Source organism: Nocardia sp. NPDC059180, assembly GCF_042754945.1.
GTDB lineage: Bacteria > Actinomycetota > Actinomycetes > Mycobacteriales > Mycobacteriaceae > Nocardia.
In genome coordinates this window covers 266,015-285,854 of the sequence record NZ_JBHZBU010000009.1, presented here as the reverse complement: position 1 = coordinate 285,854, position 19,840 = coordinate 266,015, and the positions used below count along the sequence as shown (strand labels likewise).

General features: G+C 67.7%; 16 protein-coding genes. 12 read left to right on the top strand and 4 right to left on the bottom strand.

Features of this window, described 5'->3' with window-relative positions; all coding sequences use genetic code 11:
- Positions 1 to 18: 18 nt before the first annotated feature.
- Positions 19 to 1,842 (bottom strand): type VII secretion AAA-ATPase EccA, encoded by a 1,824-nt coding sequence (eccA, locus tag ACFXNW_RS25800; RefSeq protein WP_379420366.1) that lies wholly within the window; start codon positions 1,840 to 1,842, stop codon positions 19 to 21.
- A 211-nt stretch (positions 1,843 to 2,053) separates the two neighbouring features.
- On the opposite strand from eccA, the gene eccD reads away from it, so the two are divergent.
- From eccD to eccCa, 3 genes are read left to right on the top strand one after another with little or no spacing between them, the layout of a single operon-like run.
- On the top strand, positions 2,054 to 3,556 hold the full coding sequence (gene eccD, locus ACFXNW_RS25795) for a type VII secretion integral membrane protein EccD (RefSeq protein ID WP_379420365.1): 1,503 nt from the start codon (positions 2,054 to 2,056) through the stop codon (positions 3,554 to 3,556).
- Complete coding sequence (mycP, locus tag ACFXNW_RS25790; RefSeq protein WP_379420364.1) at positions 3,556 to 4,986, top strand: type VII secretion-associated serine protease mycosin; 1,431 nt, start codon at positions 3,556 to 3,558, stop codon at positions 4,984 to 4,986. Before eccD ends, mycP begins: the two co-directional genes overlap by 1 nt.
- A 9-nt stretch (positions 4,987 to 4,995) precedes the next feature.
- Positions 4,996 to 9,057 carry a type VII secretion protein EccCa gene (gene eccCa / locus ACFXNW_RS25785; protein WP_379420363.1) on the top strand — a complete coding sequence of 1,354 codons (4,062 nt, stop codon included), beginning with the start codon at positions 4,996 to 4,998 and terminating at the stop codon, positions 9,055 to 9,057.
- 125 nt (positions 9,058 to 9,182) lie between these two features.
- Here the strand turns inward: eccCa and ACFXNW_RS25780 are convergent, their stop codons facing one another.
- A complete protein-coding gene (locus ACFXNW_RS25780) occupies positions 9,183 to 9,755 on the bottom strand; it encodes a GNAT family N-acetyltransferase (RefSeq protein ID WP_379420362.1) in 573 nt (190 codons plus the stop codon).
- Between the two features lie 2 nt (positions 9,756 to 9,757).
- Positions 9,758 to 10,561: a GntR family transcriptional regulator gene (locus ACFXNW_RS25775; protein ID WP_379420361.1), complete on the bottom strand. Its 804-nt coding sequence runs from the start codon at positions 10,559 to 10,561 to the stop codon at positions 9,758 to 9,760.
- A 171-nt stretch (positions 10,562 to 10,732) separates the two neighbouring features.
- Between ACFXNW_RS25775 and ACFXNW_RS25770 the strand changes: the two genes are divergently transcribed.
- Positions 10,733 to 11,233: a DUF4254 domain-containing protein gene (locus tag ACFXNW_RS25770; RefSeq protein ID WP_379420360.1), complete on the top strand. Its 501-nt coding sequence runs from the start codon at positions 10,733 to 10,735 to the stop codon at positions 11,231 to 11,233.
- A gap of 41 nt (positions 11,234 to 11,274) precedes the next feature.
- Here ACFXNW_RS25770 and ACFXNW_RS25765 read toward each other — a convergent pair whose 3' ends face one another.
- Entirely contained in the window at positions 11,275 to 14,745 is a 3,471-nt protein-coding gene (locus ACFXNW_RS25765) for an AAA family ATPase (protein ID WP_379420359.1), read from the bottom strand.
- Positions 14,746 to 15,029: 284 nt separating this feature from the next.
- On the opposite strand from ACFXNW_RS25765, the gene infA reads away from it, so the two are divergent.
- The 8 genes from infA to truA all read left to right on the top strand — a co-directional run bounded on the left by infA (position 15,030) and on the right by truA (position 19,800).
- The gene (gene infA / locus ACFXNW_RS25760) at positions 15,030 to 15,251 is read left to right on the top strand and encodes a translation initiation factor IF-1 (protein WP_003418601.1); all 222 of its coding nucleotides are present in this window, start codon (positions 15,030 to 15,032) and stop codon (positions 15,249 to 15,251) included.
- A 103-nt stretch (positions 15,252 to 15,354) separates the two neighbouring features.
- Positions 15,355 to 15,468, top strand: a complete 114-nt coding sequence (gene rpmJ / locus ACFXNW_RS25755; RefSeq protein ID WP_003938068.1) for a 50S ribosomal protein L36 — start codon at positions 15,355 to 15,357, stop codon at positions 15,466 to 15,468.
- A 218-nt stretch (positions 15,469 to 15,686) separates the two neighbouring features.
- Positions 15,687 to 16,058: a 30S ribosomal protein S13 gene (rpsM, locus tag ACFXNW_RS25750; protein WP_014349146.1), complete on the top strand. Its 372-nt coding sequence runs from the start codon at positions 15,687 to 15,689 to the stop codon at positions 16,056 to 16,058.
- Between the two features lie 9 nt (positions 16,059 to 16,067).
- A complete protein-coding gene (gene rpsK, locus ACFXNW_RS25745) occupies positions 16,068 to 16,481 on the top strand; it encodes a 30S ribosomal protein S11 (RefSeq protein WP_040731638.1) in 414 nt (137 codons plus the stop codon).
- Positions 16,482 to 16,503: 22 nt separating this feature from the next.
- Complete coding sequence (gene rpsD / locus ACFXNW_RS25740) at positions 16,504 to 17,109, top strand: 30S ribosomal protein S4 (RefSeq protein ID WP_163826185.1); 606 nt, start codon at positions 16,504 to 16,506, stop codon at positions 17,107 to 17,109.
- Between the two features lie 101 nt (positions 17,110 to 17,210).
- The gene (locus ACFXNW_RS25735) at positions 17,211 to 18,269 is read left to right on the top strand and encodes a DNA-directed RNA polymerase subunit alpha (RefSeq protein WP_014349149.1); all 1,059 of its coding nucleotides are present in this window, start codon (positions 17,211 to 17,213) and stop codon (positions 18,267 to 18,269) included.
- Positions 18,270 to 18,318: 49 nt separating this feature from the next.
- On the top strand, positions 18,319 to 18,834 hold the full coding sequence (gene rplQ / locus ACFXNW_RS25730; protein WP_379420358.1) for a 50S ribosomal protein L17: 516 nt from the start codon (positions 18,319 to 18,321) through the stop codon (positions 18,832 to 18,834).
- Positions 18,835 to 18,942: 108 nt separating this feature from the next.
- Complete coding sequence (gene truA / locus ACFXNW_RS25725) at positions 18,943 to 19,800, top strand: tRNA pseudouridine(38-40) synthase TruA (protein ID WP_379420357.1); 858 nt, start codon at positions 18,943 to 18,945, stop codon at positions 19,798 to 19,800.
- The last annotated feature ends 40 nt before the right edge of the window (positions 19,801 to 19,840 follow it).

Below are 19,840 nucleotides of genomic sequence, written 5' to 3'. Positions count from 1 at the left end.
TGGACCGGCGCTGACCTGCTAAGACACGCCCAGGGAAGTGAGCACCCCGGCCAGTGCGGCCTCCATGTCCGGCTCCTCGATGCGCATGAGCACCGATTCGTCGACCGCGGTCAGATCCAGCGAATCGTCATTGGCCAACCGGAACTCCCGCTCCTCCTCGGCTGCCTCGATCACATTGCGGATGAAACGGCCGTTACCCGCCAGGTCGATGCCGCGACGCGGCTGACCGCTCTGGTCGGTGCGTTCGGAGTTGTAGAGCCGGTCGCAGGCCTGCTCGAGCAGCAGCACCGCGTCCTGCGACAACTCCGAATCGCGGGAGGTGGCGATGAGCTTGCCGATCTGCCCCAGCTCGGGTGGGGTGTAGGACGGGAATTGCAGCCGCTTGGCGAAGCGCGAGGCCAGACCGTCGTTGGCGGCCAGCAGCCGATCGATCTCACCGTCGTAGCCGGCGATGATCACCACCAGCCGGTCGCGGTCGTTCTCCATCCGGGCCAGCAGCGTGTCCACCGCCTCGCGGCCGAACGCGTCACCGCCGGATAAACCGGTCTGGATCAGCGTGTATGCCTCGTCGATGAACAGCACACCGTCCATCGCGGTATCGATCAGCTTGTCGGTTTTGATCGCCGTGCTGCCCAGATGCTGGCCGACGAAATCCATGCGCTTGGCCTCGACCACCTTGTCGGTCTTGAGTAGGCCGACACCGCAGTAGATCTTGGCGACCACCCTGGCGATGGTGGTCTTACCAGTTCCCGGCGGTCCGGTGAAGGCGAGGTGATTGCCGCGCGGGACGCTGGCCATGCCCTTCTCGGCCCGGATCTTGGCCAGCTGTGCCGTCGCCTGCAACTTCGCCACCTGCGTCTTCACCGCCGCCAGGCCGATCTGCTTATCGAGTTCGGCGCGGGCGTCGGTGAGGATCTTCTTGGCTCGGTCCTCGGCGTCCGCGTTCTGCAACTGCTCGACCGACGGCGCGGACGCGGGATCCCAGCGGTCGGTGCGGGCGTCGATCGACTCCTTGGTGGTGATGGTGATCCGATAGGTCTTGTCCCGCATGGCGTCGGTATTCGCCGCGAAGTCCGGTGCCTGCGAATACACCTGCTCGAACAGTGCCTGCGCGTCAGCCTCACCGCCGGTTTCGCGAAGGCACAGGCCGCGGCAGAACATGGCGGTGGTCCTGGCTGCCGGGATCGGACCGTTCTCGGCCTGCTCCATCCGCCGGATCGCCTCGCCGAACAGCCCGAGCTGGGCGCAGGCCGAACCGACCATGACGTGCGCACCGGTGGCCAGGTACGGGTCGTCCCATTCGGCCGATCCGGCAAGTACCGCCATGACGTCAGGCCAGCGCTGGGTGTTGAAGTGCAGGACACCGCGGATGTAAGCGCTGATCCGGTCGTCGACCTCCCGGTCGGCATCCGACAGCATCCCGGCGCGGTGTTCGGCCAGTTCGTCGAGCACCCGCTCGGCCTCGTCGTACTGCTTGTCAGCGATCAGCCCGGCGGCGTGGGCGAGCCAGATCTCGGCGTAGCCGGCCAGCGGATAGTCGATGTAGAGCCCCGAGACGAAACGTCCCGCCAGCGCCCGCGGCGGCAGGCCGAGCCTGCGCTGCTCGCGGTAGAGCGTGCTCGCGCTGGTGCGGTGCAGATTGCGGACGACCTCGTCGGTCACCTCGCCTGCCGCGGCCCGGCCGAGCCAGGCATCACACATGGCCGGGTCCCATTCGGTCGCACGCTGAAAGGCCAATTTCGCGTACTCGAGATCACGCGTCGATTCCTGCCCGTCAATACTCAGCCCGAGGGACAGGATTCCGGCATCGAAGGCGCGTTGTGCTTGACGGTTGCCGGTCATTGCATGGAACCCCGAAATCTTCATTACTGCGGCGGACAGGGACGAGTTCGGCCCGACCGCGACAAAAATCGCGTCGGCATGGCCTGTCCGATACATTATTGTTCGCTGCCGGTAGGTTGCAACGTGGTCCGGCCGGAATATCTCGCCGGTGCCCGCGGATGTGGTCGCCGGCGGTTCGACGGGTAGGAATCCGGTCGCGAGTGTCTGAAACGTGCAGGAAAGAACTGGGGTCGTTCGACAATTGACCGAGACGTTGAGCAGCGGCACCGGCACCGCTGAACCAGAACTGTGCCGGGTTTCCGTCATCGGGGGAAATACCCAGCTCGATGTCGGTCTTCCGGCGAACGTGCCGATCGCGACGTTCATGGGTGACCTGGTCGCGCTCATCGAGTCCCGCGACCCGGCGCCGGTCGACGCCGAAGACGGCGGTGCGCCGCTGCAGACCCAGCACTGGACGCTGGCTCGCCTCGGTCGCGACGCGATCGCGCCGAGTCGCACGCTGACCGAGGCAGAGGTCTTCGACGGCGAACTGCTGGTGCTGCGTTCGGTGCGCGCCAAGGAGGCGCCCGCGCTGTACGACGATGTCATCGACGCGGTATCCCGGCTGACCGCCAATGACTTTCGCGGCTGGTCGCCCGGTGCCGCGCGGTGGACCGGTCTGGCCGTCGCAGTGGCGGCCGTGGTGCTCGCGCTCGCCATGTTCGCCGCAGGCCGTGCCGATGGGCTGGGTATCGCCGCCCCGTTCCTTGCGACCGGGGTCGGAATCGGCGCGGCGGTCGCCGCCGCGATCGCGGTCCGAAAATACGACGACGAACTCACCGCGGTCTGGTTGTCCTTCGGTGTGCTGCTATTGCTCTTCGGCGGCGCAGCACTGTTCGTGCCGGGTGATCTCGGCAGTCCGCATCTGCTGCTGGGCTTTTCGGTGACGCTGGTCGCCGCTGTCGGCATCTATCGCGCCACCGGCACCGGTGCCACCCTGTTCGCCGCCGCGGTCACCGCCGCGGTGTGCGGGGCGGTGGCGGCGCTGGTGCGCATGGTGTGGGACCCCGCGCTGCCGAAGATCGGTGCCGGCCTGCTGGTGGCCGCGATCGTGCTGATCTCGGCGGTGCCGCGACTGTCGGCGGTGCTGGCCCGGCTGCCGGTGCCGCCGGTGCCCACCGCGGGCGGTGCGATCGATCCGGCCGACCACGAACAACGCCCGACCATCGAGGGAATCGGCGCAATCGGTGCGACCGCGCTGCCCTCGGCGGCAGGGCTCGGCCGACGGGCCAGGGTGGCCAACCAGTACCAGACCGGCTTGCTCATCGGCTGTTCGATCGCGGCGGTGATCGGTGCGCTCGGCGCCGCCGACCCGCTCGGCAATCCACGGTGGCAGGGCATCGCGCTCGCGGTGATCACCGCCGTCATCGTGTGCCTGCGTGGTCGCGCCTTCGCCGACCTCGTCCAGGCCGCCACCCTGATCATCGCGGGCGCGACCATCATCGCCGCGCTGGTGACCGGACTCGCCCTCGGCGGCGGCGACCCGCTGCTCTGTGGTGGGCTGGCGCTGGCTCTCGCGGTTTCGGTAGTGGTGTTCGGCGTGATCGGCCCGCACATCGAGATCACCCCGGTGACAAGGCGTTTCGGTGAGATCTTCGAGTACCTGCTGATCTGCACGGTGATCCCACTGGTGCTGTGGATCATGGGTGTGTACGCGATGGCGCGCAACATCTGATGAGCGGGGATATCTCCCGCCGGGTATCGGCCGTGTTCGCCGCAGTGATGGTGCTCGGCCTGTCGGTATTCGGTTGGTCCGCACCGGCGTACGCAGTCGCCCCACCGGAGATCGACCCCGGCGCTCTCGCCGAAGTCAAGGCGCTCAGCGGTCGCCCAGCACCGCTGGAGCCCACTGAACAGCGCGCGGTCTGTGCCGAACCAGTGCTCAACAGTGGCGCACCGATCGAACCACCGGTGTCGCAGGCTGTGCTCGATCTCCCCGCCGCCTGGCAGTTCAGTCGTGGCGCCGGGCAGAAGGTGGCGGTCATCGACACCGGCGTCAACCGGCATCCACGGTTGCCCGCACTACAGGCCGGCGGCGACTATGTTTCCGGTACCGACGGCACCGTCGACTGCGACGGCCACGGCACCCTGGTCGCGGGCATCATCGCGGCTCGCCCGAATCCCGACGACGCTTTCGCCGGAGTGGCGCCCGAAGCAGAGATCCTCACCATCCGGCAGCTGAGCCTGGCGTTCGAGGCGAAGGATCGCCGTGGCGCCGAAGAAAAGCCGGGCGCGATCGCCAGCGGCGGGTACGGCAATGTGCTCACCCTGGCCGCGGCGGTGGTCCGCGCCGTCGATATGGGCGCCACCGTCATCAATATCTCCGAAGTCGCCTGCGCCGCAGCCGGAGTCGACACGGTCGATGCGCCGCTCGGTGCCGCCGTGAAATACGCTTACGATCGTAATGTCGTGGTGGTCGCCGCGGCTGGAAACCTCCAGACAGACGGCGCCTGCAAGTCGCAGAACACCGGTTCCGGCTGGCCCGGTGTGCAGACGGTCGCCAGTCCGGCCTGGTTCGACCCATACGTGCTGTCGGTCGCCTCGATCGACCCCAACGGCATCGTCTCCGAGCTCTCCCTGAACGGTCCATGGATCGGTGTCGCCGCCATCGGCCGCCAGATCGTCTCGCTGGACAGCAAACCCGGCGGCGCCGGCCTGGTCGACGGCGTGCAGACCGCCGAAGGCATCAGCCCCATTGAGGGCACCAGCTTCGCCGCACCCTATGTGGCCGGCTTGGCCGCACTCGTCCGTTCCCGTTTCCCGGATCTGACCGCCGCCCAGGTGATCGACCGGATCGAACGCACCGCCCAGGCGCCGGGGCCCGGCCGCGACGATCGCATCGGCCACGGCCTGATCGATCCGGTGGCGGCCCTGACCGCCGAACTGCCGGACCAGCCGATCAGCGAGGGCGCCGACGTCCCGAGCCCCATGGCCAAGCCGTGGCGTCCACCCGGTCCGGACCCGCTGCCACGGCGCATCGCCGCCATCGGAGCCATCACCTGCCTCGCGCTGCTCGGAATCGGTGCGGCGCTGTGGATTCCATTCCGCCGCAAGAGTGACGACGCCGACATCGCCGACCTCGATCCGGAAGCGACAGAGGGGTAGAGGACCGCCATGGTTACCGAAGGTTTCGTGCGCCGCCCACGGATCGCGCCCCCGCGCGCCCCCGGCGGCGAGGTCGCGCTGAACTCGCCGCCGGAGATCCCACGTCCGCTGCCCGCCCCGCTACTGATGAAACTCATGCCGGTGGTGATGCTGGTCGCGGTCGTCGGCATGATCGCGATGATGGCGATGATGGGCCGCAACCTGTTCGCCAATCCGATGATGATGATGTTCCCGATGATGATGATCATGTCGATGGTCGGCATGATGATGGGAATGCGTGGCGGCGGCGGCCCGAAGTCGGCGGCCGAACTCAACGAGGAACGCAAGGACTACTTCCGCTATCTCGACCAGATGCGCAAGGACGTGCGCCGCACCGGCGGTAAACAGCTGGAGGCGCTCACCTGGAGCCACCCCGAGCCGATGGATCTGCGTTCGGTGATCGGCACCCGGCGCATGTGGGAGCGCCGCCCGGCCGACCCGGACTTCGGGCACGTCCGCGTCGGGATCGGCAGCCACCGCCTCGCGACGAAGCTCGCGCGTCCGGAGACCGGCCCGCTCGAGGACCTCGAACCGGTATCGACGGTGGCGCTGCGCCGCTTCGTGCGCACCCATTCGGTGGTGCACCGGCTGCCCACCGCGGTCTCGCTGCGCGCGTTCCCCGCCATCAATGTCGGCGGCGAGCCCACTGCGGCGCGTACCCTGGTGCGGGCGATGTTGATGGAACTCGCGGCCTTCCACGGACCCGACCATGTCGCGATCGCCATCGTCTGCGCCGACCCGGACGGCCCCAGCTGGGAATGGGCGAAATGGCTTCCGCACCTGCAACATCCGACCGCGCGCGACGGAATGGGTTCGGCCCGCATGATGTACGGCTCACTCGGTGAGCTGGAAACCGCGCTGTCGGCGGAACTGATCGAACGCGGCCGGTTCATGCGCAATCCGCAACCGACGCAGGGCAGGCTGCATCTGGTCGTGGTGATCGACGACGGGTACGTCAACGGCAGCGAACGCCTCGTCAGCGAATCGGGACTGGACTCGGTGACCGTCCTCGACCTCACCGCACCGGAGGACGGTCTGGCGGTGCGCCGCGGCCTGCAACTGGTGGTCGCCGACGATGACGTGAGCGCACGCAGCGCGGCAGGCACCGAGAAGTTCGCCACCGCCGACGAGGTGAGTCCCGCCGAAGCCACCGCCTTCGGCCGCGGCCTGGCCCGCTACCGGATCGCCACCGCCGCGCAGATCGTCAGCCTCGGCGACGAGACCAGGGCCGATCCCGGCTTGATGGCCCTGCTGAAGATCTCCGATGCCGCCCAGATCGAGGCAGGCAAGGTGTGGCGCCCGCGCACCGCCCGCGAACGCCTGCGGGTACCGATCGGCGTGACCCCTGATGGCACGCCAGTCGAGATCGACATCAAGGAATCTGCCGAGAACGGCATGGGCCCGCACGGATTGTGCATCGGCGCCACAGGTTCCGGTAAGTCAGAGTTCCTGCGCACCCTGGTGTTGTCGCTGGTCACCACGCATTCGCCGGACTACCTCAACCTGGTGCTCGTCGACTTCAAGGGTGGCGCGACCTTCCTCGGTCTGGATCCGCTGCCGCACGTGGCAGCGGTCATCACCAACCTCGAGGAAGAACTCTCGATGGTCGACCGCATGAAGGACGCGCTGGCCGGTGAGATGAACCGGCGTCAGGAACTGCTGCGCTCGGCCGGAAACTTCGCCAATGTCACCGAGTACGAGAAGGCGCGCGCCGCGGGCGCCCAGCTCGATCCGCTGCCCGCACTGTTCGTCATCGTCGACGAGTTCTCCGAACTGCTGTCGCAGAAACCCGATTTCGCGGACCTGTTCGTGATGATCGGCCGCCTCGGCCGATCGCTGCACGTGCACCTGCTGCTCGCCTCCCAGCGTCTGGAGGAGAACAAGCTGCGTGGCCTCGACTCGCATCTGTCCTACCGGATCGGCCTGCGCACCTTCTCCGCCAACGAATCCCGTGCGGTACTCGGCATCACCGATGCCTATCACCTACCGGGCGTACCGGGTTCGGGCTATCTCAAGAGCGACGCCGACGATCCGTTGCGCTTCAACGCGACCTACGTGTCCGGGCCCTACGTCTCGCCGACCGGCACCCGTGAGACCGGCGGCGGCGTCATCGGTGGTCAGTCGCCCGCGGTCTTCACCGCGGGTCCGGTGGAGATCCAGGCCAGGATCGAACCCGGCCCGCAGCCGTCCGCACCGTTCGGACTGCCCGAGCTGCCTCCGCCACCCGGCGCCGAGACCGCGGACAAAGAAGAGGGCCTGCCGGATTCGCTGCTCGAGGTCGTGGTGAAACGGCTGACCGGGCACGGCCGTCCGGCGCACGAAGTCTGGTTGCCGCCGCTGGAGGAATCACCGACGGTGGACATGCTGCTGCCCGAGCCGGACTGGCGCTCGCCGGTCAACCGGCACGGCCTGCTGTGGATGCCCATCGGCATCATCGACAAGCCCTACGAGCAACGCCGCGATGTGCTCACCATCAGCCTCGCCGGTGGTCAGGGCAATGTGGCCGTCGTCGGTGGCCCGCAGTCGGGTAAGTCGACCACCATGCGCACCATCATCATGGCGGCCGCGGCCACCCATACCCCGGAGCAGGTCCAGTTCTACTGCCTGGATTTCGGTGGCGGCAGCATGACCGGTCTGTCCGGCATCCCGCACGTCGGCTCGGTGGCCGGGCGACTGGACCGCGACCGGGTGCGCCGCACCATCGCCGAGTTGACCTCACTGCTCACCCAGCGTGAAGAACGGTTCACCGAACTGGGCATCGAGTCGATGGTCGAGTTCCGCCGCCGCAAGTACGCCCAGCTGGAAGCCGCCGCCAACGGCAACCCGCCGGCACCTGACGACCCGCTCGCCGCCGACCAGTTCGGCGACGTCTTCCTGGTCATCGACGGTTGGGCGGCCATGCGCGAGGAGTTCGACACCCTCGAACCTGCGGTCAATGCCATCGCCCAGCAGGGTCTGTCCTACGGCATCCACCTCATCCTCGGCGCCTCGCGATGGGGTGAGATCCGGCCGGTGATCAAGGATCAGATCGGCACCAGGCTCGAGCTGCGCCTCGGCGACCCGTCGGATTCCGAAATGGGCAGACGCAGTGCCGCGTTGGTGCCGGTCGGCCGCCCCGGCCGCGGCTTGACCCCCGATGAGCTGCATATGCTCGTCGCGCTGCCGAGGCTCGACTCGGATTCGGATCCGACCACCTCGACCGATGGTGTCGCCGCGGCCAAGGAGCAGCTGGTGCAGTTGTGGGGGAGCAGGCGTGCGCCCGAGGTGCGCATGCTGCCGCTGGAGATCTCCCGTGACCAGGTGCTGGCCATCGCCCGCGCGCACGGCGTCCAGCAGAGCGCGACCAAGGTCGTCGTCGGGCTCGGTGAGAACGAATTGGACCCGTTCGTCCTGGATTTCGACGCCGAACCGCACTTCATGGCGTTCGCCGACGTCGAATGTGGCAAGACCACCCTGCTGCGCAATGTCGCCATGGGCATCGTCGAGAACTCCGCACCCGGCGCGGCCAGGATCATCATGATCGACTACCGGCGCAGTCTGCTCGGCGTCGTCCCCGACGAACGATTGGCTGGCTATTCGACGTCTTCGCAGACCAGCGGCCCGATGATCACCGAACTGAGTCGCTACCTGTCCAAACGGATACCCGGCTCCGATATCACCCCGCAGCAACTGCGCGAGCGCAGCTGGTGGGAGGGCCCGGAGATCTACGTGCTCGTCGACGACTACGACATGATCACCGCGGGCACGAATCCGTTGCTGCCCTTGCTCGAATACCTCCCACAAGCCCGCGATATCGGCCTGCACCTGGTGGTCACCCGCCGCATCGGCGGCGTCTCCCGCGCCCTCTACGATCACGTCCTCGGCGGGATGAAGAACCTGTCCGTCGACGCGCTGATCATGAGCGGCCCCCGCGACGAGGGCAAACTCATCGGCGACGTCCGCCCCACCAAACTCCCACCGGGCCGCGGCATGCTCGTCTCGCGCACCCGCGGCCAGGAGATGATCCAGATCGCGCACCTGCCGCCGCTGTAGAGCAGCCGTTCGTTACGGACGCTACCCAGTCCAGGAGACGGCCGGCTTCGGGTATCGGCCCGCCGCTGAGCCGATACCCGTGAGGTGGCGATATACCGTCGGTGTCGTCCGGATCGTAGCGATTCTCACCCGTGCACCGGGGTGAACACCGGCGCGCGATCGGGCCGGACCGGTGACCACGAATCGGTGCGCCGCTCGAACAAGGCACGCGATGGTCCCTCCGCGGCGGGCCCGGCGATGCGGGCCAGCTGGAATCCTGCCCGGTGGTAGTACGCGTGCAGATCGGTGTTGGTGGTCCAGGCGTCGAGCCGCACCCAGTCCCGGCCGTACTCGCGGGCCAGCTCACCGGCATGGGCCAGCAGTTGACGGCCCACCGCACGACCGGCATAGCGCAGATCGACGATCATGTAGTGCACGATGACCGCGTCGGAGAGTTCCTCCGCATCCCAGAGACCTTGATCGGCACGGTCGTTCACCGTGATCGTGCCCGCGGGCCTGCCGCAGACCTCGGCGATCCAGGTTTCACCCGAGTCCAGGCAGTGGCCCACCGAACGGGCGAAGATCTCGATCGGCAAGCCACGGCCCGCCACGGTCCACTGGTCCGAACCGCGTGCGCTCAGCCAGGCGGTGCGCTGTACCCGAAGCCGGCAGATAGTTCCGAGGTCGCCGAGGACCGCGGGCCGGATGACCACGGACATGGCTACGCGATGCCGGGCCGATAGGAGCTGCCGAGCACCCGCCGGATGACGGCAGTGCCCTCCTCGTCACCTAGTTCATAAGCCAGACGGTTGCGCGTGGCGATGGAGCGATGCCTGGTCGCGCGCGTGACACGCTCGTGATCGGCGCCGATCCGAAGATGGTCGAGCAGAACGGTTCCGGTGGCGACTCCGAGCACGATGGCCTCCTCGGCGGTTGCGGGCCGGGCGACGACAGTATCCCGATGCGCGGTCTCGGCGTGGCCACGATCGGCCAGTCGGCGAGTCGTGCCCTCGGGGATGTCGTGCGGTGAGTCGATACCGGTGGCCTCGGCGAGATCACGCGGATAGAAGCTGACCTCCCAGGACCACGGTTCGTTATCCAAATACTGGACGACGGTGCGGGCAAGCACCCAGGAATCAGCCGGAACGCCCAGCCATTGGGCAACTTCCGTACCGGCGGGCTCCATTCGGGCGCTGAATTCCTTGGTCGGTTCGCGTTCGGCGGCGCGCGCGATCTCCTCGAATATGTCATGTGACGACCGTGGACGATTCGGTCGGATATGATCTGTGACCACGGATTCGAGTACTTCCTGGTTTCGAACCAGAGTTCCCCGGGAAGTAGCTGTGTAGACAAGATTCTCGGTGACCAGAACCTGAATTGCGTTGCGCGCGGTAGTGATCGATACCTGCATCTGATCGGCCAGCTCGGCATGACTGGGCAGTCGATCACCCGGCTTCCACCTGCCTGCGCGGATCTCCTCGCGGAGGAGGTCTGCGATCCGGTGATACGTCGGACCGTCCGCCATCTTGCTCCTCGGTTGGTCGTGCAGGTAACGAAGTGTACACTTTTCGGCCCACTACGGCCCGATTACGCTTGACAGGGGTTTTCCGAGGTTTATTGTAATGAACGTACTGATCCGGTGTTGTGCGGCGATGACGGCGAGGCAACCGTGGCAGGTTCGGATACAACAGTCGTAATGGCTCTTCCCGGCACTGTGCGCAGTGCCGATCCGGTGGCGCAGCCCCCGATCTCCGGGCCGCTGCCGACCTCGGATCTACTTGTCAGAGCGTGCCGAGGGCACCGTGTTATCGGCGGTCAGCTGCTCTGGTACGCCCGTGACCTGGCGATACTGCATGAAAGACGGCTCGTCGGACGGGGCGGATCGATCGATACCAGTCCGTCGACCGTCGTCGAAATCGAGCGCCGCCGAGGCGAATTGGTCCTGGCGATCGACGATTGGGTGGTGCGCAACGTGCCCCAGCACCGGCTGGGCGCCACCCTGCACACCGAGACCGTCGGCGCGGTGATCGATCGGCTCGCCGAGTCGTCGGTGCGCGCCCATCACGCGTTGATGACCCTCGACGCGCACGATGATCTGCTGCATATCGCCTGGCATCATCTGGCCGAATTGGCCGACGCCTACGACGACCTGGTCCGCGACGTGCTGGCCGGGCGGCGCAGACTGCCGGAATGGTGAGCTAGCGGGCTGCGGCCGGTGTCGACCGGCCGCCGCCCGCGTCAGCCCCGGTACCGGCGGTGGTCGGTGGCGAAATCGTCCGCGACCGTGGCCGCGAGTTCCACATAGGCCCGTTTGGTCTGCTTGTGCAGCCGGTGCAGATCGATCTCCGCGCCCTCGGACATATGCGGGTCGAACGGGATGATGTGCACCGCGCGGCACCGGGACAGGAAGTACTCACGTAACTGCTGGATGCCCACGTTCGGTGAACCGGCACGCGGAGAGTTGATCACCACCACCGCGTTTCGCACCAGATGGTCGTGCCCGTGCAGCGACAACCAGTCCAGGGTCGCGGCCGCACTGCGGGCGCCGTCGATCGCGGGGGAAGAGATGAGCACCAGTGAATGCGCCAGCTCCAGCACACCCGCCATCGCCGAATGCATCAGGCCGGTGCCGCAGTCGGTGAGGATGATGTTGTAGAACCGCTGCAGAATTCGCGCCACAGAGCGGTATTCGTCCTCGTTGAACGCCTCCGACGCCGCCGGATCGCGTTCACTGGCAAGCACTTCCAGCCGGCTGGTGGCCTGCGAAGTGTGCCTGCGGACGTCGGAGTAGCGCTGGATCTCCGAATCCAGCAGCAGATCACGCACCGTCGACCGGGTCTGCAGCGGCACCCGCTGCGACAACGTGCCGAAGTCCGGGTTGGCGTCGACGGCGATCACCCGGTCGCCACGGATCGAGGCGAAGGTGGAGCCGATACCCATTGTGGTCGTGGTCTTTCCGACGCCACCCTTGAGTGAGAGCACAGCGATGCGGTAGTCACCACGCACAGGCTGCCGGATACGGGCCACCAACTCCTGGAGCCTGAGTTCCTCGGCCGACATACCCGGGTTGATGGCGCCGCCGGACACATGGTGCACGGCCTTACGCCAACCCGAGCCCGACGCTTTCTTGGTCGCGCGGCCGCGGATCGGCACATTGTCCAGAGAGGGGGAGGCCCCGGACTGTTGTCCCGGCCCGCCCTGCCACTGATCTTGCGGCGGCCCCTGGTCGGCGGACCCGCGCCACTGCTGCTGCGGCGGTCCCGAATGCTGGGGAGGCACCGGATGTTGTGGCGCCGACGGGTATTGAGGTGCCGCATTCTGCTGCGGTGCTGAGTGCGGGGGAGCGGCATGCTGCTGTGGACCTGGCGCCTGCGCATAGCCCTGCGGACCGGGCGCCTGGTCACTCGGGGCGCGCATGCCCGCCTGCTGGTGCGGGCTCGCCTGGTACGCGGAGTCGGGACCAGGTGCGACCGGGCTCTGCCACTGGGGGGCTTGGGTTGGCGCCGGACGTCCTTGCTGGTCAGCGGGGGGTTGCCCGGCCTGCCGCTGCTCCGGGGCTGGGGTCGACTCGCGCGGCGCCCCGTCGAAGGAACGCAGTGGCTGGGCCGCCAATGCCGCTCGCAGCGCGGCGTCCGCGCCTGATCGGCCGGTGTGCCACTGCTGATGCGGCGCCTGAGCTGGACCCTGCTCGGCGCCGGGTGCGGACTGCGGCGGCAGCCGGTGGTCGAAGCCGGACGAATGAGTGGTCGGACCGGCGTGGGGGGCTCGAGCCCGATCCATGGCCTGGTCGCGGGGCGGCACGGGCGCGTCGGGTGCGGTGAACTGTTGCCCAGTTCCCTGCTCGGGCGCCTGTTGCCGCAGCTCGGCGCTGTCCGTGGCCGAGGGCCGGAGCTGATCGGTGGACGAGGCAGGCGTGATCTCGGAAGCCAGGCGGTGACGCCCACGGGTGGCCGAGACTGCATCGTCAGCAGCATCGAGCCGCCCGCCTGTGGCAGCGGTTCGGTTCTGGTCGCCGCTTTGTTCAGCGGGTCCTGCCTGCACATGGTGGGGTTCGGAATCAGGCCCGGGTGCGCGGACAGCGTCCGCAGGCGCGGCGTCGGCGGGCCGAGGTGTCGTCGGAGGGACCTGCTCCGGCGCCGCAGCATCGGTTGCGGGCGCGGAAGCGTGCATATCGGATTCGCTGGGTGACGGCGGCAGATCCGGTAGCCGTTGCAGCGGGCGCTGGGTGGTGGGCTGCTCGGGTGCGCTCGCGGAATCCGCCGGTCCGAGCCATGAAGGCGGAGCATCGGTTTCGGTGGCCGAGTCGGCCGCAGTGGACGTCGACGCGGAATCGACGGCGCGGGAGTCGGCCGAATTCGACGGTGCAGCTGTCTCGGCGGACTGCTGCACCATCTCCGACGCCATGCGCCCGCCGGCCTGCCCGCCGTCGGCAACCTGTCCACCGTCGCCGCGCGGCCCGTCCAGCCAGGACGGCGGTTCCGTGGCGGTGTGCGTCGTGTCGGCGGCCTGCCCCTGGTCCGCAGGCCGCGGTGCGTGAACGGCGTCGCCGACGGGCGACTGGGCTCGAGGTGCGGATTGCTGCGCCTGGAACTCGGCCTGCGGTGCGAGAGTTTCCGGCGCCGGTGGTTCGGGCAACGACGGACGATCAGCCGGGCTCGCCGCGCTGCCCTGCGCCGATGCCCCCTCGTTCGGTGCCTGATCGGGTACCGATCCGTCGCGCTGTGTATCCGGCGGCGGAGGTGTCGGGCCTTCGACCGGGCCGAGTCGGTCCTGCGGCGGTGGGCCGAGTCGCTCCGGCGCGGCGACCGGCGGCTGCGTCGGCGGAACAGGGCGCTGCGGTGGCGCGACCGGAGTCTGCGGTGGCGCGACGGGAGCCTGCGTTGGCGCGAGGGGAGCCTGGGGTGGCGCGAGGGGAGCCTGGGGTGGCGCGAGGGGAGCCTGCGGTGGCGCGAGGGGAGCCTGCGGTGGCGGCGGCGCGGGCAGATCCGGGCGCGGGCCCAGATGCACCGTCGCCTCGGTCGAGACCGGCGCCTGGTCGACAGGTGGCTGAGGCGGGCGCGGGCCGAGTGGCCGGAAATCGGCCGGCGGTTCGCTCGGCGTGCGGACGGGCAGGTGCGTGGCCGGACGCTCGCCGGTCTGCGCGGGCCCCTGCTGCCAGGAGCCGTCAGGTGCCGGACGGTACGGCTGCTGGTGGGCCGAGCCGGACTGGTAGGGGTCGGCAGGGCGGGCGTCGGGGCCTTGCGAACGATCCGAAGGCCCGTAGTCGGAGGGCGCCGGGCGCTGCTCAGGCGGCGCGCTCTGCCACCGGTCGCCCGGTCCGTCTATGTGCTGCGGTGGGTTCGACCACTGGTCGCGGGGTCCGTCGGTTTGTTGCGGTGGGTTCGACCACTGATCGTTGGGCCGCGGCGCGCGATGACCGGAGTCGGCCTCATCGTCGAACTGATCCGCGACCTGCTGCTCGTCGTTCTTGTCCCGGCGCCAGGGCTTGCGCTTCTTCTCCTTGCGCGGGCCGGGCGCATCGGAACGGTCGGCTTCGGGAGCGGGCCGCTTGAACCTCCGCTTGGGCGCGGGGGTGTCCTCGATCAAATCGTCGTGCGGAAGGTTCTGAACCGGTGGCGCTTCGTAATCGATCTGCTGGCCGACCTGGGTGACCTCGCTGTCGGAGAGCCACGGTGGCAGCATGGGGAGGCCGTCATTGCTGCGGCTCACGCATCCCCCTCTGATGTGCTGGACCTCGGACAGCGGTCAGTTTACGCGACAGCCACCCCTCGGCGTGGGGCAGGCGGTGCGCTGTTGGGAAGCCGCGCGAGACCGCATCTGGGGCGCGTTTTGCCCGATCCGGCGCCTGCCGGTAAGCTTGAGCGGCGGTGCACCTATGCGCCGACTGTCCGCGTGCGATCGGTCAGAACTCATGTGAGTTCACAACCGGCTGATTCATCGGGGCAGTTACCAACAATCAGACCAGGTTGAGCATAACCGGGATCGCGGAGGACATGGCGAAGAAAGACGGGGCCATCGAGGTCGAGGGTCGAGTTGTCGAGCCGCTGCCCAATGCGATGTTCCGGATCGAGCTCGAGAACGGCCACAAGGTTCTCGCGCACATCAGCGGCAAGATGCGGCAGCACTACATCCGCATCCTGCCTGAGGACCGCGTGGTCGTCGAGCTCTCGCCCTACGACCTGTCCCGCGGCCGCATCGTTTACCGCTACAAGTGAGCGGGTGCGCCGCGAGCGCGCCCCCGAAGATTTCCCCGGTCGTGTCCGACCGGGGACAACTGTGTTCACACCCAGGTGCGAACACCAACAAGATTGGACGGACGTGAAGGTTCAGCCGAGCGTCAAGAAGATCTGCGAGAAGTGCAAGGTGATCCGGCGTAACGGCCGGGTCATGGTGATCTGCGAGAACCTGCGTCACAAGCAGCGTCAGGGCTGACACCAGCCAAGCACCGAACGCGGTTTCGGATTGGCACACCAATTGAATGGGGCGAGCGCCACTCGCCCGAGAAGGACTCCCAGATCCAGCCGTGCACTGCGGAAATTCGGGTTCACCCCCGAGGTGCGCGTGCCAACCCCCGGTACGGAGGCCGGGGCCCCGCCACGACGAGGGGACGGACAGGGAGCAGACCTCCGCAACGATTAAGGAACTGCCACATGGCACGTCTCATGGGCGTCGACCTCCCGCGCGAAAAGCGCATGGAGATCGCACTGACCTACATTTTCGGTATCGGCCGTACCCGCGCCAAGGAAATCCTGGCGGCGACCTCGGTCAGCCCGGATCTGCGGTCGAAGGATCTGACCGACGACGACCTGACCAAGCTCCGCGACTACATCGAAGCGTCGGAGTTCAAGGTCGAAGGTGACCTGCGCCGTGAGGTGCAGGCCGACATTCGTCGCAAGATCGAGATCGGCTGCTACCAGGGCCTGCGTCACCGTCGCCACCTTCCGGTGCGCGGCCAGCGCACCAAGACCAATGCGCGTACGCGTAAGGGTCCGAAGAAGACCGTCGCCGGCAAGAAGAAGTAGGGATAACCGATGCCTCCGAAGTCACGGGCCTCCGGCCCCAAGAAGACCCAGAAGTCGCGTCGCCGGGAAAAGAAGAACGTCCCGCACGGTCACGCGCACATCAAGTCCACGTTCAACAACACGATCGTGTCGATCACCGACCCGGCCGGCAACGTCATCTCCTGGGCGTCCTCGGGCCACGTCGGTTTCAAGGGCTCGCGCAAGTCGACCCCGTTCGCCGCCCAGCTGGCCGCCGAGAACGCTGCCCGCAAGGCGCAGGAGAACGGCGTCAAGAAGGTCGACGTATTCGTCAAGGGCCCGGGTTCGGGCCGCGAGACCGCGATCCGTTCGCTGCAGGCCGCAGGCCTGGAAGTCGGCACGATCTCCGATGTCACCCCGCAGCCGCACAACGGCTGCCGTCCGCCCAAGCGGCGTCGCGTCTAACGGGAAAGGAAGGTAGACCACAATGGCCCGTTACACCGGACCCGCAACGCGCAAGAGCCGTCGCCTCCGCGTCGACCTGGTCGGCGGCGACCAGGCCTTCGAACGTCGCCCCTACCCGCCCGGCCAGCACGGCCGCGCGCGGATCAAGGAGAGCGAATACCTGCTCCAGCTGCAGGAGAAGCAGAAGGCTCGCTTCTCCTACGGCGTGATGGAGAAGCAGTTCCGCCGGTACTACGAAGAGGCCAACCGCCTCAAGGGTAAGACCGGTGACAACCTGCTTCGCCTGCTCGAGACCCGTCTGGACAACGTCGTGTACCGCGCCGGACTGGCGCGCACCCGTCGCCAGGCCCGCCAGCTGGTCAGCCACGGCCACTTCCTGGTGAACAACCGGAAGGTGGATGTTCCCTCCTTCCGCGTCACCCAGTACGACATCATCGATGTCAAGGAGAAGTCGCTGGGCACGCTGCCTTTCCAGGTGGCGCGCGAGACCGTCGGTGACCGCCCGGTCCCCGGCTGGCTCCAGGTCATCCCTGGCCGCCTGCGCATCCTGGTTCACCAGGAGCCCGAGCGCGCCCAGATCGATGTGCCGCTGCAGGAACAGCTGATCGTCGAGTACTACTCGAAGTAACGGCTGTGCCGCTGGTGCGTGATCGCCCGTCCTGGGCGATCACGCACAACCCCTGAGACGAGGCGTCAAATAGCGGGCGCCCAAAAAGGAGGATGATCCACATGCTGATTTCCCAGCGTCCGACCCTGACCGAAGAGGTCGTGGCGGAGAACCGCTCGAAGTTCACCATCGAACCCCTCGAGCCGGGCTTCGGTTACACCCTCGGCAACTCGCTGCGCCGTACCCTGCTGTCCTCGATTCCGGGGGCCGCGGTGACGAGCATCCGCATCGACGGCGTCCTGCACGAGTTCACCACCGTCCCCGGTGTGAAGGAAGATGTCACCGACATCATCCTGAACCTCAAGGGTCTGGTCGTGTCCTCGGAGGAGGACGAGCCGGTCACCATGTACCTGCGCAAGCAGGGCCCGGGGACCGTCACCGCCGATGACATCGTCCCGCCGTCCGGCGTCGTCGTGCACAACCCGGACATGCACATCGCCACCCTGAACGACAAGGGCAAGCTCGAGATCGAGCTCGTCGTCGAGCGCGGTCGCGGTTATGTCCCGGCGGTGCAGAACAAGGCGTCCGGTGCGGAAATCGGCCGGATCCCGGTGGACTCGATCTACTCTCCGGTGCTCAAGGTGACCTACAAGGTCGAGGCCACCCGTGTCGAGCAGCGCACCGACTTCGACCGGCTCATCCTGGACGTGGAGACCAAGAACTCCATCAGCGCCCGGGACGCGCTCGCCTCGGCGGGCAAGACCCTGGTCGAGCTCTTCGGCCTGGCTCGTGAGCTGAACGTCGAAGCCGAAGGCATCGAGATCGGCCCCTCGCCGGCCGAGGCGGATCACATCGCCTCGTTCGGTCTGCCGATCGAGGATCTGGACCTGACGGTCCGGTCCTACAACTGCCTCAAGCGCGAGGGTGTGCACACCGTCGGCGAGCTGGTCGCACGCACCGAATCGGATCTGCTGGACATCCGTAACTTCGGCCAGAAGTCCATCGACGAGGTCAAGGTCAAGCTGCACGCGCTCGGCCTCTCGCTCAAGGACAGCCCGGCCTCGTTCGACCCCTCCAGCGTGGTGGGTTACGACGCGGCCACCGGAACCTGGTCCGACAGCGGCAATTTCAGCGACAACGACGGCGGCGAGCAGGACTACGCCGAAACCGAACAGCTCTAGGCCTCTGGGGTAGGCGCCCCGGACCGGCCTCACACAAGGAGAACCAACAATGCCCAAGCCCAAGAAGGGTGCCCGCTTCGGCGGGTCGGCGTCGCACCAGAAGGCGATCTTCGCCAATCTGGCCACGGCGCTCTTCGAGCACGGTCGGATCACGACCACCGAGGCCAAGGCCAAGGCGCTGCGCCCGTACGCCGAGAAGCTTGTCACCAAGGCGAAGGGCGGCACTCTTGCCGACCGTCGCGAGGTGCTCAAGGTGATCCGCAACAAGGACATCGTGCACTCGCTCTTCGCCGAGATCGGCCCCTCGTTCGAGGGTCGCGAGGGTGGCTACACCCGCATCATCAAGGCGATGCCCCGTAAGGGTGACAACGCTCCGATGGCGATCATCGAGCTGGTTCGCGGCGAGACCGTGTCCAGGGAAGCCGATCGCGCCCGTCGCGTCGCCGCGTCCAAGAAGGCCGAGGCGCCCGCCGCCGAAGCCGCCGAGGACACCGCTGCCGAGGAGGCCACTGAGGCTCCCGAGGCCGAGGCCACCGCGGACGAGAAGGCCGACGACAAGGCGTGAGTCGTGGTCCCGGTTCTCCGGGATACGCGTGACGCGTTGAATACGCCGAACGAGCCCGCCTACCCGTTCCCGGGTGGGCGGGCTCGTTCACTTTTCGAGGAGGCCGCGGTGAGCGGGCAGGATGGGAATGAGGTCGAGGCACCGGAGACCACCCGGTTCCGGCTCGACATCGGCTATGACGGTACGGATTTCATCGGCTGGGCCCGTCAGCCCGGCCTGCGCACCGTCCAGGGGGTGCTGGAGGAGTCGCTGGGCAAAGTGCTGCGCGAGACTGTGCAGTTGACCGTGGCCGGGCGCACCGACGCGGGTGTGCACGCCGAAGGCCAGGTCGCGCATTTCGATACCGCCGCCGAGATCGACACCGCAAGACTCGTCCACCGCATGGCCCGCTTCCTGCCGAAGGATGTGCGCATCAAGGACATTCGGGTGGCGCCCGCGGACTTCGACGCGCGCTTCTCGGCAATCCGACGCCACTACGCCTACCGGCTGACCACCGCCCGCTACGGCGCCGAACCCTTGCAGGCGCGCGGCGTGGTGCCGTGCCGCCCGGAGGTCGATCTGCAAGCCATGCGGGCCGCATCGCTGAACCTGCTCGGGCTGCACGATTTCGCGGCGTTCTGCCGCAGGCGCGAGGGCGCGACCACCGTGCGTGAACTCCAGCGATTCGATTGGACTCGCGAGGGTGACCTGCTGACCGCCTATGTCAGCGCGGACGCGTTCTGCTGGTCGATGGTGCGCAGTCTGGTCGGTGCGATCCTGGCGGTGGGGGAGGGGCGACGCACTCCCGAGTGGACGGCGGAGTTGCTGAACGAACGCAGCCGGTCCAGCGCGGTGACGGTGGCGCCCGCCCATGGGCTGAGCCTGATCGCCGTCGACTATCCGGCCGATGCCGATCTAGCGGCCCGTAACGCGCAGACCAGGGAGCTGCGGACCGTTCCCGCCGAGGGTGGCTGCTGCGGTAGCTGATCGCCCCGCGGAAATAAACTCGCCCGCACCGTAGTTCGCT